Here is a 13649-nt window from a genome sequence, read left to right as displayed (position 1 = left end):
GGCACCTCTTCAGCTGCGGTCCGGGCTCCGCTCCGGTGCGGCCGTGTGCTCGGCGATACGGGCCCGTTGCTCGGGAGTGACCGGCAGTTCGACCCGGTCACGGTGGTACCAGTGGCTCAGCGCCAGCCGGACCCGCTGCCGGCGCGCGGGACGGGCGGTGTCCGCAGGCGGCAGGAGCGGCTCGGGGAGGTCGCGCACGAGCAGCCGGTACCGGCGGTCGGCGGACAGGCGGCGGCGTCCCTCGCCGAGCCCGCCGCAGACGTCCTGCGTCACCTCGCCCGTCTCCTCCCCTTCCGTCAGCGCGTCGCGGTCCTCGCGCTGGAGGGCGAGGCAGAGCCGCTTGGTGAGCCAGAAGGCGAGGACCGGAGCCGCTACGAGGGCGATACGGAAGAACCAGGTCAGGGCGTTCACCGAGACGCGGAAGCCGAAGGCGGTCACGTCGTTGCCGCCGGCGGCCAGGAGCACGGCGTAGCCGACGAGGCCGGCGACTCCGAGGCCCGTGCGGGTGGGCCGGTTCCGCGGCCGGTCGCACAGGTGGTGTTCCTTGCTGTCCCTGGTCAGCCAGGCTTCGCAGAACGGATAGAGGTACAGGACGAGGAAGAGCAGGCCGGGCAGGACCACCGCGGGGAGCAGGACGCTCCACAGGACCGTGTGGCCCCAGAGGTAGCTCTCCCACGGCGGCATGAGCCGCAGCGCGCCCTCCAGGAAGCCGACGTACCAGTCGGGCTGCGCGTCGGTGGCGACCTGGTCCGCGCGGTACGGCCCGTACTCCCACACGGGGTTGATCTGGGCCAGCGCCCCCAGGAGCGTCAGAACGCCCGCGGTCATGAAGAACAGGCCCGCGGACTTCGCGGTGAAGTGGGGGTACATCGGGCGGCCGACGACGTTGCGGTTGGTCCGGCCGCGCTCGTTCCACTGCGTGTGCTTGAGGTGGACGACCAGGATCAGATGTGCCGTGATCAGCGCGACCAGGATGCCCGGGACGAGCAGGATGTGCAGCCCGTACAGCCGGTTGACGAGGTCCGTGCCCGGGAACGGGCCGCCCCACAGGAAGAAGCTCAGGTACGTGCCGGCGAGCGGGATCGACATCACGATGGTGTGCGCGGTGCGCAGGCCGGTGCCGGACAGCGAGTCGTCGGGCAGCGAGTACCCGGCGAAGCCCTCCAGCATCGCCAGCATGAACAGCGTCACGCCGATGATCCAGTTGACTTCCCTGGGCCTGCGGAAGGCGCCGGTGAAGAAGACGCGGAGCAGATGGACGCCGATGGCGGCGACGAAGACCAGCGCGGCCCAGTGGTGGATCTGCCGGATCAGCAGTCCGCCGCGCACGTCGAAACTGATGCGCAGAGTGGAGGAGTACGCCTGCGACATGGGCAGTCCGGACAGCGGGGTGTGCCGGCCGTGGTAGACGGTCTGCGCGGTCACCGGGTCGAAGAACAGGGTCAGGTACGTGCCGGTGAGGACGAGGACGAGGAAGCCGTAGAGCGCGAGTTCGCCGAGCAGGAACGACCAGTGGTCCGGGAACGCCTTGCGCAGCAGGGCCTTGGCGCCCTCGGCCAGCGGCAGGCGGCGGTCGAGTGCTTCGAAGGCGGTGGGGGCCGGGCCGGCGGTGCGGGTGCGGGGCGGTGCGGGGGGCTTCCGCCGGGGGAAGACCATGGGGCGCGGCCTCAGCCGTTGCCGAACGAGCCGCTCTTCCCCTCGTTCCACGGCGGCGGTTCGTCGGAGTCGCCGGGGCGCGTCCCGTACTCGCCCATGTCCTTGGCCCCGGCAGCCGGCGCCGCGTCATGGCTCTCCCGGGACACCCCGTCGGTCGCCCGTGCCGAAGTGCCGTTCCGGGCCGCCGTCCTCGCGTGCCGGGGCCGTGCGTGGGCGCGCGGCGGGCGGTCCTTGTTGCGCGCGCGGCGCCGGTAGCCGTACACCACGGCGCCGATGAGCAGGAGGACGACGACGATGCCCGCGATGAGGGGGCCGATGCCGATGGCCAGGTGGGAGGCGGCCGTCGGCGCTTCGACCGGCAGGGGGGCGGCCGTCAGGGGAGCATCGAGAGACATGGGGGCTGATTACCCGTTGGTCCCGGTTTGCCATCCAAGGCGCCCCCAAACGAGTGGGGCGCCGGTGCGCACACGGCGGGGCACGGGCGGCCTGCCCGTGCCCCGCCGTCCGCGCCCTACCGCTCTCCGGCGTGCGCCCTGCGGACGGCCGCGAGGTCGATCTTGTGCATCTGGAACATCGCCTCGCTGGCCCGCTTCGCCTTGGCCGGGTCGGAGTCGGTCACCAGGTGCAGGAGTTCCGTGGGGAAGACCTGCCACGACACGCCGTACCTGTCCTTGAGCCAGCCGCACTGACCTTCTTCGCCGCCGTCGGTGAGCTTCGCCCAGTAGTAGTCCACCTCTTCCTGGTCGGCGCAGCGGACCTGGAACGAGACGGCTTCGCTGAACGTGAACTCCGGGCCGCCGTTGAGGCCCATGAACTTCTGGCCGTTGAGGACGAACTCGACCGCCATCACCGCGCCGGGCGTTCCGGGCCCGGCCTCGTTGTAACGGGCGATGTGCCCGAGCTGGGAGTTCTTGAAGATGGACAGGTAGTGGTGGGCCGCTTCCTCGGCCTGGCCGTCGAACCACAGACAGGTCGTGAAGTCGTCGATCGCCATGGTGTGCCTCCCGTCGTGTGGGCTCGTGTATACCCGTACGGCGGAGGCCGCGCCATAACCAAACCGGTGTTCGAACCGGAGTGCACGGTGATTGACGGAGGTGCGCCCACGCCGCGTACACCATCGTGCCTACGGTCCGGCGCAGCCGCACCCCGTCCCCGCGGGCGTGCGCGGTGCGCTCAGTCGGTGGAGAGGGCTTCGAGGAGGTCGCCCGCCTTGGAGTCGGGCAGGGCGCGGGCCACGTCGGCCAGCGCGACCATGCCGACCAGGCGGTGGCCGTCGATCACCGGCAGGCGCCGGACCTGGTGCCGGGTCATGGTCGCGAGGATCTCCTCCGCGCCGTCGTCGGCGCCGATCGTCACGGCCTCGCCCTGGGCCAGTTCCCCGGCCTTGGTCTGCGCGGGATCCTTGCCCCGGCCCAGCACCTTGACGACGATGTCCCGGTCCGTCAGGACGCCCTTGAGCCGGTCGTCCGTACCGCAGATCGGGACCGCTCCGACGCCGAGGTCGGTGAGCTTGCGGGCCGCGTCGAGGACGCTCTCCTCGGCGCCGACGCACTCGGCTCCGGGAGTCATGATGTCGCGTGCAGCAGGCATGGTTCCGCCTTTCTTCGTGAGATGTGCCGGTGCGTGACCGCGGCCTCGCGGGGCGGGCTGAACGCCCCGTTCCGGCCGCCGGCACACGCGTTCCCCGCTGGTCGGATCGCTAACGTCGCCAGCGCGGATTGGGCCGGATGCCGTTGCGCGTCACGTCAGGGGCCGGGCCGCGGCTCGGGCGCGGTGGCCGAGCCCAGGGAGCCCCTCCGTGGCACACGGCACGCGGGCTCCGCGGAGCGCACCGTCCGGCCGCCCCGGCCCTCCGGATGTGCGCACGGCGGAGCGTTGCTCTACTGGGAGGTCCGGCCGCCGCGGCCCGCGCGGCCGCCGCCGAACCGGAGGGACGGACCGTGGCCGAGGTGTCGCCGGGGAACGGGCCGGGGCGGCCCGAGCGGGTCGGCGCGCTCGTCGTCGGGTCCGGCTTCGGGGGCTCGGTGGCGGCGTACCGGCTGGCGGAGGCGGGGCTGTCCGTCGTCGTCCTGGAGCGCGGCCGGACGTATCCGCCGGGGAGTTTCCCCCGGACCCCGGCAGAGCTGGGACGGGCCCTGTGGGACCCGAGCGAGGGGCTGTACGGCCTGTTCGACGTCTGGCGGTTCGGGGGCTGCGACTCCCTCGTCTCCAGCGGGCTGGGCGGCGGTTCACTGATCTACGCCAACGTGCTGCTCCGCAAGGAGCCGCACTGGTTCGTACGGCGGGAGGAACTGCCCGGCGGCGGCCACGAGTGCTGGCCGCTGACCCGCGCGGACCTCGATCCGCACTACGACGCGGTCGAGTCGGTGCTGCGCCCGGTCCCGTACCCGGTGGACACCGAGCCGTACGCCCGTACGCCGAAGACCCGGGCGCTGCGGGAGGCGGCCGGGCGGGCGGGGCTGCCGTGGTCACCGGCACCGCTCGCGGTCAGCTTCGCCCCCCGCCCCGGCGCGCCGCCCGCCCCCGGCCTGCCGCTGGCGGACGAGCCGTACGGCAATCTCCACGGCGTGCCGCGCGGCACCTGCCGGCTCACCGGTGAGTGCGACCTGGGCTGCAACAACGGCGCGAAGAACACCCTCGACCACACCTATCTGTCCGCCGCGCGCCACCACGGCGCCGACCTGCGGACCGGGCACCAGGCCGTGACCGTGGAGCCGCTGGAGGACGGCGGTTACCGGGTGGGGTACGTCGTGCACGACGTGGACGGCGCCGGACCGCCGGTACGCACCGCCGACCTGCCGCGGCGCCACATCGACTGCGACCGGCTGGTGCTGGCGGCGGGCACGTACGGCACGGTGCACCTGCTGCTGGCCAACCGGGCGCGGCTGCCCGGTCTGGGCCCCGCGCTGGGCACCCGGTTCTGCGGCAACGGTGATCTGCTGACCTTCCTCTACGGCAGGCGGGGCACGCCGGCGCCGCCCCCGGACCGGGGGCCGGTGATCACCGGCGTGGTGGGCGAGCCGGACGGCGGCCCGGGGCGCGGGCACATCGTCCAGGACGGCGGCTATCCGGGCTTCCTGAACTGGCTCGCGGAGGGCGTGCGGCTGGTCGGAGGCGCCGGGCGGCTGGCCGCGTTCGCCGCCGGTCTGGCGCGGGACCACGTCCTCGGCGCGGCGGACAGCAACCTCTCCGGCGAGATCGCCGCCCTGCTCGGGCCCGGCAAGGGCTTCCCCGGGGTGCTGCCGCTGCTGGGCGTGGGCCGGGACGTACCCGACGGGGTGATGGGGCTGCGGGACGGCCGGCTGGACGTCCGGTGGACGACCGCCACGAGCCGGGCGTACTACGAGGGCGTCCGCACCACGATGCGGCGGCTCGCCGACGCGATGGGGACGGGGTACCTGGACAACCCCGTCTGGTGGTGGCGGCGGGTGGTCACCGTCCACCCGGTGGGCGGCGCGCCCATCGGCGACCGCCCGGAGGAGGCCGTCTGCGACCCGTACGGCGAGGTGTTCGGCCACCCGCGCCTGTACGTGGCGGACGCCGCGGCGCTGCCGGGGCCGGTCGGGGTGAACCCGTCGCTGACCATCGCGGCGCTGGCGGACCGGATGAGCACCCGGCTGCTGGAGGACCGGCCGCCCCGGCGGGCGCACCGCCCGCCCACCGCGCCGGCCACGGCCCTGACCTTCGCCGAGGTCATGCGCGGCGCGCTGGCCGACGGGCCGGGGCTCGTCCTGCGTCTGACCGTCACCGTCGACGACGTGGACGCCTTCATCGACTCGCCGGACCACCGGGCCGCCGTGCGCGGCGCGGTCGACTGCGATCCGCTGGGCGGCCGGCTGCCGGTACGGGAGGGCTGGTTCAACCTGTTCGTACCGGGCGGGCCGCCGGGGCGCCGGCGGATGCTCTACCACCTCGACCTGGACGGGCCGCAGGGCCGCCCGCTGACCCTCACCGGCCGCAAGGAGGTGGGTGACGACCCCGGGCCCGACCTGTGGGCGGACACGACCACCCTGGCGGTCGAGATCCGTCACGGGCGGCACGCACCGGGCGAGGAGACCGGACAGCCGCCGCTCTGTTCCGGTGTGGTGCGCGTGGGCCGGCTGGACTTCGTCCGGCAGCTGGCCTCCATGCGCGCGACGGGGCCCGCGCCGCTCGCCGCGCTCGCCCGGTTCGGGGAGTTCTTCGCCGGGGAGCTGTGGGGGGTGTACGGGCCGGGGCGGTGACCGGCGCCGGGGTGCTCACCGCGTGCGGGTCACCGCGCGTGCGCGTCCAGGAAGGCGGTCAGGTACGGGAAGATGTCGCGTGCGCTGTCCCGGCCCATGAACACGTCCTGGTGGCCGTAGCCCGGGAAGACGTGCAGCCGGGACACGCCGGGGGCGCGGGCCGCGAGTTCGCGCTGGCAGGCGGGGTTGGAGTCGGCCATGACGCGGTTGTTCTCGCCGGTGGTCAGCAGGAGCGGGGTGGTCAGACCGGCGGCCGCCTCCAGGTAGTCGTCGGGCAGGTCGCGGTACGCCGGGTCGCCGGGCCGGTACTTGACGGCCCGGCCGGCCCGGACGATCGCCCGGATGTGCCGGTAGTAGTGCACCCCCGTGGCGCCGAACAGGTCCGCGACGCGCTCGTGGGTGACCGGTGACATCCGGGCGTGGTCGTACAGCGCGGGCCGCCCGGAGCCCCACATCGCGCTCACCATGTGGCAGGCGGGCTCCCGGCATTCGGGGTGGAAGAGCGACACCAGGCGGGCGATCATCCGGCCGCGGGTGAACCGGGCGTCCTGCGGCCAGGCGGGATTGAGGTAGGGCAGGCCGAGCACGTACTCGGTCAGGCCGGGGACGACGAGAAGCTTGCAGCGGGACCACCGGGGCGGCCGCAGGACGAGGGCGGAGCTGTTGACGACCGCGCTGGTCACGCCGGTGACGAGACCGGCCGCCAGGCTCATCGCGAAGGTCACCCCGCCCAGGCAGTGCGCGATCACGTGCAGCCGGGCCGCCGGGCCGATGTGCGCCCGGATCTCGGCGAACGCGGCGGGGAAGTCGTGCAGGGCGACGTCGTCGAGGGTGAAGCGGTGCGCGGCCAGGTCGTACGGGAAGCGGTTACTCATCCGGTGGTCGAGGGCCCAGACGTCCGGGTAGCCGTGGTCGAGCAGGTAGGTGGTGAGGTCCTCGTGCTCGGGCATGACGAACATGTCGCTCGACGTGGTGAGGCCGTGCACGAGCAGCACCGCGTCGGCCGGTGCGGGCCCGGCGGCCCGCGGGCGGCGGTAGCGGGTCAGGGTCAGGCCCAGCCCGTCGCCCGCGGCGAACGGATGGACGGTGACCTCGGCGTCCCGTACGCCCGCACTGGTGAACAGGGGGATGCGGCGCTGCATACGGCTCTGTCCCTCCTCCGCCCCCGTCGCTCAGCCCCCGGCACCGGCACGAATTGCCCGGTTGCCCCCTATAGACCAAAATATTCCATTGGGGCGATCTCCGCCGTGCACCCGTCCACCCACCCGCACGACACCCGAACGAAACCGGCCCGCCCGATGCCCGACAGTCCCGCACCGCTCCACGGCAACCGCGCGCTCGTCGGCCGCACGGAGGTCGTACGGCTCCTCGGCAGCGAAGCGGAGCGGGCCGCCGCGGGCGAGTTCCGGCTCGTCGAACTGACCGGGGACCCGGGGGCGGGCAAGACCAGACTCCTCGGCGAGACCGCAGGCGCCGCGCTCCGGCAGGGGCTGACCGTGCTGCGCGGCCGCGGCACCGAGTACGAGAACGACGTCCCCCTCTCGCTGGCCGTGGACGCCCTGGACGACGAGGTGGAGTCCCGGATCGACCAGGTACGGGCGGCCCTGGACCCGGAGAGCGCACGGCTGCTCGCCGACGTCTTCCCCGCCCTGTCGGCGGACCGGCCGGTCCCGGACCCCGCGGCGGCCCCGAGCACCGGCCTCAACCGCTACCGCGTGCACCGCGCCGTACGCCTCCTGCTGGAAGCCCTGGCGGCCCCCGGCGGCCTCGCGGTCCTGCTGGACGACGTGCACTGGGCCGACGAGGGCTCGGTGGAACTGCTCTCCCACCTCGCCCGGCACCCGCCTCGCGGCCCCCTCCTGCTCGCCGTCACCTATCGCACCCGCCAGGCGGGGCCCCGGCTCACCGCCGCCCTCGCCGACGCCGCGCCGGGGCTGCGCACCCGGATCGAGGTCGCGCCGCTCACCCTCCGGGAGGCCGGTGAATTCCTCGGCCCTTCCGTGGGGGCCCGGCGCCGCCGCGCGCTGTACGAGGCCAGCGGCGGCAATCCGCTGTACCTGGAAGCGCTGGCCCGCTCGGCACCGGCCACCGCCGCCCCCACGGGCGACGCCGACGAGAGCGCTGCCCCGGACGACGACGGCCTGCTGCCGAGCGCCGTACGCGAGGCACTGGCCGCCGAACTGGCCGCCCTCCCCGACGACGCGCGGCTGGCCGCCCAGGCCGCCGCCACACTCGGTGACGAGTTCGAGCCGGGCATGGTGGCCGTCGCCGCGCCGACCACCGAGGCGGAGGCCCTGGCGGCCCTCGACGAGCTGGCCGAGCGGGACGTGGTCCGCTGCGCGCCCGCGCCCGGGCGCTTCCGCTTCCGCCACCCCGTCGTCCGGCACCTCGCCTACGCCTCCTCCGGCGCGGGCTGGCGGGTCGCCGCCCACGCGCGCGTCGCCGCCGCCCTGGACGAACGCGACGCGCCCACCGTCACCCGCGCCCGCCACATCGCCCGCTCGGCGCGCTTCGGGGACCTGCTGTCCGTCGGCGTGCTCGTCGAGGCGGCCCGCGCGACCGCGTACCAGTCCCCCGCGACCGCCGCCCAGTGGCTGCGGACCGCCCTGGACCTGCTCCCCGAGAAACCCGGCGGTACGGCGGCCGGACCCGCGCCCGACCGGCTCTCGCTGCTCGTCGAGCTGGCCCGGCTCCAGGGCGTCGGCGGGCGGCTCGTCCAGGGCCGCGACACCGCGCTGGAGGTGCTGCGGCTGCTGCCGCCGGACGCCTGGGCGCAGCGGGCCCGCGCCGCCCGGTTCTGCGCCATCCTGGAACGGCTGCTCAACCGGCAGGCGGAGGGCCGCGCCCTGCTCCGCTCCGAGCTGGGCCGGGTGCCTCCGGAGCACGCGGTGGACGCCGTCCCCCTGCACCTCCAGCTGATCGGCGACAGCCTCATCCGCGCCGACTTCACGGGCGCCGCCGAGCAGTTGGACCGGCTGACCGCCGTACTGTCCCGGCCCGGCGGCGCCGAGACGGCCGGTGACCCGCCCGACGACTGGATGCCGCTGGTGACACTCCGGCTCGGCTGCGCCTACGGCGCGGGCGACCTGGACGCCGCGCACAACCTGGCCGCCCGGGCCGAACGGCTGACGGAGGACGCCACCGACGCCGAGCTGGCCCCCTGGCTGGAGTCGCTCGCCTTCCTGTGCTGGATCGACGCGATGATGGGCCGGCTGCCGCAGGCCGCCCGCACGGTCGAACGGAGCCTGGCCATCGCCAACGCCACCGGGCAGAGCTACCTCTCGCCGTGGATCCTGACCGCGCAGGCGTTCACGTACGGCCGGACGGGGCGCCTCGCGGAGGCCGTCGACCGGGCCGAGGACGCGGTGGACGCCGCGCGGCTGCTCGGTTCCGACGAGTGCGTGGCCCTGGCGCTGGCCGTCAAGTCGCTCATGGTCCGCTGGACGGGCGACGCCGCCGCCGCGCTGGCCCTCGCCGACGAGGCGATCCGGCACGCGGACGGCCGCCGGGAGTGGTGGGCGCGGCTCGGCGCCGTCGGCCGCGGCCTGGCGCTGGTGGGACTCCAGGAGGTGGACGCGGGCGCGGCGCAGGTGCTGGCCGCGTGCGACGAGTTCGTCACCCCGCTGCTGGAGCGCAGCTGCCTGCTGGTGTGCTGCGAGGCGATGGCCGACGCGGAGGCCGAGCGCGGCCGGCCCGGCGCGGCGGCGGGCTGGGCGGACCGCGCCGCGGCGGTGCCGGGCGGCGGTACGGGGTCGGGGCACGCGGTACTGGCGCGGGCCCACGCGGAGCAGGAGGGCGACCCGGCCGCGGCGGCCCGCGGCGCGGTACGGGCGGCGGAGCTGTTCGAGGCGACGGGCGAGCGGCTGTCCGCGGCGCGGGCCTGGCTGCGGGCCGGTACCGCGCACGCCGGCTGCGGGGAGAAGGCCGCGGCGCGTACGGAGCTGGCGCGGGCGGCGGAGGTGTTCGGCGCGTGCGGAGCGCTCGGGCTGCACGCCAGGACCGTACGGGAGCAGCGGCGGCTGGGTGTACGGGCCGGGCGGGCGGCGGCGGACCGGGCCGACGGGCGGCTGTCGCGGCGGGAGGCGGAGGTGGCCGAGCTGGTCCGGCAGGGCTTCAGCAACCAGCGGATCGCGGAGCGGCTGTTCCTGAGCCCCCGGACGGTCGAGACGCACGTGGCCCATGTCTTCGCGAAACTCGGGGTCTCGTCGCGGGCGGCGGTGGCGGGGAAGCTGGCGGGGGTGCGGGGGCCGGAGGGCTGAGGGGGTGGGGGCGAGTGGGGCGGGAGGGCTGAGGGGTGGGGCCTGGAGGTCAGGGGTCTTCGGGCCCTGAGGGGCAGGGGCGGGGCCGTCGGGGCTCAGTAGCGGGCTTCCCCGGCTCCGTACCGGTTCAGTAGTCGGGCACGTGTTTTCCCCGATGTGGGGAGAGGCTGCCGGGGCGCACGGTGAGGGAGTCAACCTTTCCACCGTTCGGAAACGAGCCCCCGAAATGCCTGAGCTGATCGAAACCCCCACCCCGGCGGCCGCCGCCACCGAGCCGGCCGTCCTCACCGAACCGGCTCCCCCGGCCGCCGCCTCCCCGGCGGCCCCGCCGGTCCCGACAGCCCCGGAGATCCCGGTGGCCCCGGAGACCGCTCCGGTCCCGGAGGCCCCGGAGGTCCCGCAGACCCCGGCCGCTCCCGAGGTCCCGCCGCTGAAACCCTTCCTGGACCCGTTGCGGATTCCGCCGGTCCTGCGGCCGGAGGCGGACCCGGAGACCGGCCGCGCCGAGCTGACCGTCACGACCCGGCCCGTCCGCATGAAGTTGCACTCGCAACTCCCTCCGTCGCTGATGTGGGCCTACGAGGGACAGGTCCCCGGGCCGACCGTCGAGGTGCGCCGCGGCACCCGGCTGCGGGTGTCCTGGGCCAACGGGCTGAGCGGCCCGTATCCCCTGATCAAGGTCGAGACGCGGGTGCCGGCGAACATCACGCGCCCCGGTTACGACCCGGCGGCCGACACCTTCGACCGCAAGGTGGCCGCGCTGCCGCCCTGGACCGTGGTGCATCTGCACGGCGCCCGGACCAGCGGCGTCAACGACGGCTGGACCGACAACGCGGTGCCGCCGGGCGAGACCCAGCTCTCCGAGTACGTCAACGACCAGGCGTCCTGCACCCTCTGGTACCACGACCACGCCATGAACATCACCGCGCTGAACGTGATGACGGGCCTGGCCGGCATGTACTGGATCAGGGACGAGGAGGAGACGGCGCTCGGCCTGCCGGACGGCGCCCACGAGATCCCGCTCGTACTGTGCGACCGCAACGTCGACACCGACTGGAAGGGCCGCCCGACCGGTGTGCTGATGCACAAGGTCCTGCGGGACGCCCAGGACGTGCCGCGGCCGTTCTTCGGCCCCTACAACGTCGTCAACGGCGTCGTCCAGCCGCATCTGGAGGTGGCCGCGCGCTGGTACCGCTTCCGGATGGTCAACGGCTCCAACGCGCGGTTCTTCACCCTGCGCCTGTGCCACGAGGACGGCACGCCGGTCGACCCGGAACTGGTCGCCCGTGCCTTCCACCAGATCGGTACGGACAGCGGGCTGCTGCCCGAGCCGGAGCCGCTGCCGGAACAGGGCCTGACCCTGGCACCCGGTGAGCGCGCCGACGTCCTGGCCGACTTCTCCGTCCTGCGGGGGATGCGCGTCCACTGGACCGACACCGCCACCAACCCGCCCGGCCCGGCGCCGTCGCCCGAGGTGATGCAGTTCCGGGTCGCGGACGAGGCGGTGGACGACCCGTTCACGCTGCCGGGCCGCGTCAGCCCGTCCTACGTACGGCTGAGCCACGCCACGGCCCCCGACCACGAGCACCGGTGGATCGTGCTGACCCCGCCGGCCGCGACCGGGATGCCGATGATGTGGGAGATGGAGACCGTCGAGGACGCCTCGTCGGTGGAGATCCCCAGCGACGGCATCGTGCAGGTGCAGCGGCCGGGACAGCCGCTGCTGACGCTGCGCCGGGTCGCCGAGATGTTCAACGACGCCACCACCATCATGGCGCGCGAGGGCGGCTGGGAGCAGTGGAACGTGCTGAACCTGGGCGGCCCCGTGCACCCCTTCCACATCCACCTGATCCGCTTCCAGGAGACCCGGCGGCAGAACTACGACGGCCGCGGCTTCCAGCGGCTGGTCAACGGCGACGGCACGGTGCGCGGTCACGGCACCGTCACCCCCGTCACCTTCACCGGGGACCTGCCCGTCGAGGGCGCCGACCTCGGCTGGAAGGACACCGTACGGGTCGGCGACACCAGGCCGGCGCCCGCCGGGTCCGGCCAGCTGGTGTCCGTACTGGGCCAGTTCGACGGCGGCTCGGGGCGCTACATGTACCACTGCCACATCCTCGAACACGAGGACGAGTCGATGATGCGGCCGTTCACGGTGATGCCCGGTCCGGTGATGGACATGCACCCCGGCATGCACGGGGGCGGCGGCCACGGAGGCTCAGGAGGCCACGGGGGCTCGGGGGGCCACGGAGGTCACACGTCATGACGTATCCGCTTCCCACCCCACAGAACACCGCCCGCGCCGCCCCGAAGGAGCGAACCACCATGACCACCTCGACAGACACCCCCGGCACCCCGCACCTCCGGCACCCCGACGGACGCCGGGTCCGCCCCACCGGCGGCCAGACCCGCGTCCTGCCGGTGGAGACCCCGGCGCAGCTGTGCGAACGGCTGCCGCTCACCTACCACGCGGCGCACACCGTCATGACGGCCCGGCACGACGCCGTACGGATCCTCGACGGCCGGGACGACCGGCTGCTCGTCATCGTCGGGCCGTGCTCCGTGCACGACCGGGCGGCCGCCCTGGACTACGCGTCCCGGCTGCGGGACGCGGCGGCCGCACTGGCGGACGACCTGCTCGTCGTGATGCGGGTCTACGTCGAGAAGCCGCGCACCTGCCTCGGCTGGCCCGGCCTGGTCGGCGACCCCGGCCTGGACGGCGGCGCCGACCTCGGCCGCGGCCTGGCCGAGGCCCGGTCGCTGATGCTCGACATCGCCGAGTCCGGCCTGCCGGTGGGCTGCGAATGGGTCAACCCGGTCACCCCGGCGTACCTGTCCGACGTCGTCGCCTGGGGCTCCGTCGGGGCCCGTACGGCGGCGAGCCAGGTGCACCGCGACCTGGCCAGCGGCCTGCCGATGCCGGTCGGCGTCAAGAACGGCACGGACGGCTCGGTGCAGGTCGCGGTCGACGCCGTACGGGCCGCGGCCGCACCGCACACCTTCCTCGGCGCGTCCGGTGCCGGGCCGGTGTCCGTACTGCGCACCAGCGGCAACCCGGACTGCCACGTCGTCCTGCGCGGTGGCGCGGACGGCCCCAACTACGGTGCGGCGCACGTCCGCCAGGCGGCGGAACTGCTCGCCACTGCCGGACTGCCCGCCCGCGTCCTCGTGGACGCCAGCCACGGCAACAGCGGCAAGCAGCACGAGCGGCAGCACGCGGTCGCCGAGGACCTCGCGGTGCGGATCGCCGACGGTGACACCACCGTGCGCGGCCTGCTGCTGGAGAGCTTCCTCGTCCCCGGCCGCCAGGACGCCGGTGCCGGCCGGCAGCTGGTGTTCGGACAGAGCGTCACCGACGCGTGCATCGGCTGGAGCGGCACCGCCCAGCTGCTGCGGGAACTGGCCGGCGCCGCACGCGCGCGCCGCGCCTCCTGCCCCCGCCCCCGTCGGGCGGCGGCGGACCCCGGTTCCGCCGTCCTCGGCACCACCCCCCTCATGGAGAGGACCTGAC

General features: G+C 74.6%; 9 protein-coding genes. 4 read left to right on the top strand and 5 right to left on the bottom strand.

What is annotated here, in order from left to right:
• Positions 1–9: 9 nt before the first annotated feature.
• The 4 genes from qcrB to JXZ78_RS16755 form a co-directional block, all read right to left on the bottom strand.
• Entirely contained in the window at positions 10–1656 is a 1647-nt protein-coding gene (qcrB, locus tag JXZ78_RS16770; RefSeq protein ID WP_030022626.1) for a cytochrome bc1 complex cytochrome b subunit, read from the bottom strand.
• Between the two features lie 11 nt (positions 1657–1667).
• On the bottom strand, positions 1668–2051 hold the full coding sequence (locus JXZ78_RS16765; RefSeq protein WP_050502796.1) for a DUF6479 family protein: 384 nt from the start codon (positions 2049–2051) through the stop codon (positions 1668–1670).
• Positions 2052–2167: 116 nt separating this feature from the next.
• Entirely contained in the window at positions 2168–2650 is a 483-nt protein-coding gene (locus JXZ78_RS16760; RefSeq protein WP_030022624.1) for a VOC family protein, read from the bottom strand.
• A gap of 179 nt (positions 2651–2829) precedes the next feature.
• The gene (locus tag JXZ78_RS16755; protein ID WP_030022622.1) at positions 2830–3246 is read right to left on the bottom strand and encodes a CBS domain-containing protein; all 417 of its coding nucleotides are present in this window, start codon (positions 3244–3246) and stop codon (positions 2830–2832) included.
• A gap of 350 nt (positions 3247–3596) precedes the next feature.
• Between JXZ78_RS16755 and JXZ78_RS16750 the strand changes: the two genes are divergently transcribed.
• Positions 3597–5879: a GMC oxidoreductase gene (locus JXZ78_RS16750; RefSeq protein WP_208870203.1), complete on the top strand. Its 2283-nt coding sequence runs from the start codon at positions 3597–3599 to the stop codon at positions 5877–5879.
• 29 nt (positions 5880–5908) lie between these two features.
• Here the strand turns inward: JXZ78_RS16750 and JXZ78_RS16745 are convergent, their stop codons facing one another.
• The gene (locus JXZ78_RS16745) at positions 5909–7021 is read right to left on the bottom strand and encodes an alpha/beta hydrolase (RefSeq protein ID WP_030022618.1); all 1113 of its coding nucleotides are present in this window, start codon (positions 7019–7021) and stop codon (positions 5909–5911) included.
• Positions 7022–7177: 156 nt separating this feature from the next.
• Between JXZ78_RS16745 and JXZ78_RS16740 the strand changes: the two genes are divergently transcribed.
• The 3 genes from JXZ78_RS16740 (at position 7178) to JXZ78_RS16730 (ending at position 13648) form a co-directional block, all read left to right on the top strand.
• The gene (locus tag JXZ78_RS16740; RefSeq protein ID WP_030022617.1) at positions 7178–10138 is read left to right on the top strand and encodes a helix-turn-helix transcriptional regulator; all 2961 of its coding nucleotides are present in this window, start codon (positions 7178–7180) and stop codon (positions 10136–10138) included.
• Positions 10139–10364: 226 nt separating this feature from the next.
• Positions 10365–12404, top strand: a complete 2040-nt coding sequence (locus JXZ78_RS16735; protein WP_050502287.1) for a multicopper oxidase family protein — start codon at positions 10365–10367, stop codon at positions 12402–12404.
• A 59-nt stretch (positions 12405–12463) separates the two neighbouring features.
• The gene (locus JXZ78_RS16730; RefSeq protein ID WP_078624115.1) at positions 12464–13648 is read left to right on the top strand and encodes a 3-deoxy-7-phosphoheptulonate synthase; all 1185 of its coding nucleotides are present in this window, start codon (positions 12464–12466) and stop codon (positions 13646–13648) included.
• The last annotated feature ends 1 nt before the right edge of the window (position 13649 follow it).

Source organism: Streptomyces monomycini, assembly GCF_022271435.1.
In the GTDB taxonomy this organism is placed as follows: Bacteria; Actinomycetota; Actinomycetes; order Streptomycetales; family Streptomycetaceae; genus Streptomyces; species Streptomyces monomycini.
Note: the sequence above shows the minus strand (reverse complement) of the source record. Positions and strands in the feature narration are given on the sequence as shown.

Bases quoted from the DNA above. Each gene is read 5' to 3' on its own strand.
- qcrB (WP_030022626.1), bottom strand. From the start codon at position 1,656: ATGGTCTTCCCCCGGCGGAAGCCCCCCGCACCGCCCCGCACCCGCACC.
- JXZ78_RS16765 (WP_050502796.1), bottom strand. From the start codon at position 2,051: ATGTCTCTCGATGCTCCCCTGACGGCCGCCCCCCTGCCGGTCGAAGCG.
- JXZ78_RS16760 (WP_030022624.1), bottom strand. From the start codon at position 2,650: ATGGCGATCGACGACTTCACGACCTGTCTGTGGTTCGACGGCCAGGCC.
- JXZ78_RS16755 (WP_030022622.1), bottom strand. From the start codon at position 3,246: ATGCCTGCTGCACGCGACATCATGACTCCCGGAGCCGAGTGCGTCGGC.
- JXZ78_RS16745 (WP_030022618.1), bottom strand. From the start codon at position 7,021: ATGCAGCGCCGCATCCCCCTGTTCACCAGTGCGGGCGTACGGGACGCC.
- JXZ78_RS16740 (WP_030022617.1), top strand. From the start codon at position 7,178: ATGCCCGACAGTCCCGCACCGCTCCACGGCAACCGCGCGCTCGTCGGC.
- JXZ78_RS16735 (WP_050502287.1), top strand. From the start codon at position 10,365: ATGCCTGAGCTGATCGAAACCCCCACCCCGGCGGCCGCCGCCACCGAG.
- JXZ78_RS16730 (WP_078624115.1), top strand. From the start codon at position 12,464: ATGACCACCTCGACAGACACCCCCGGCACCCCGCACCTCCGGCACCCC.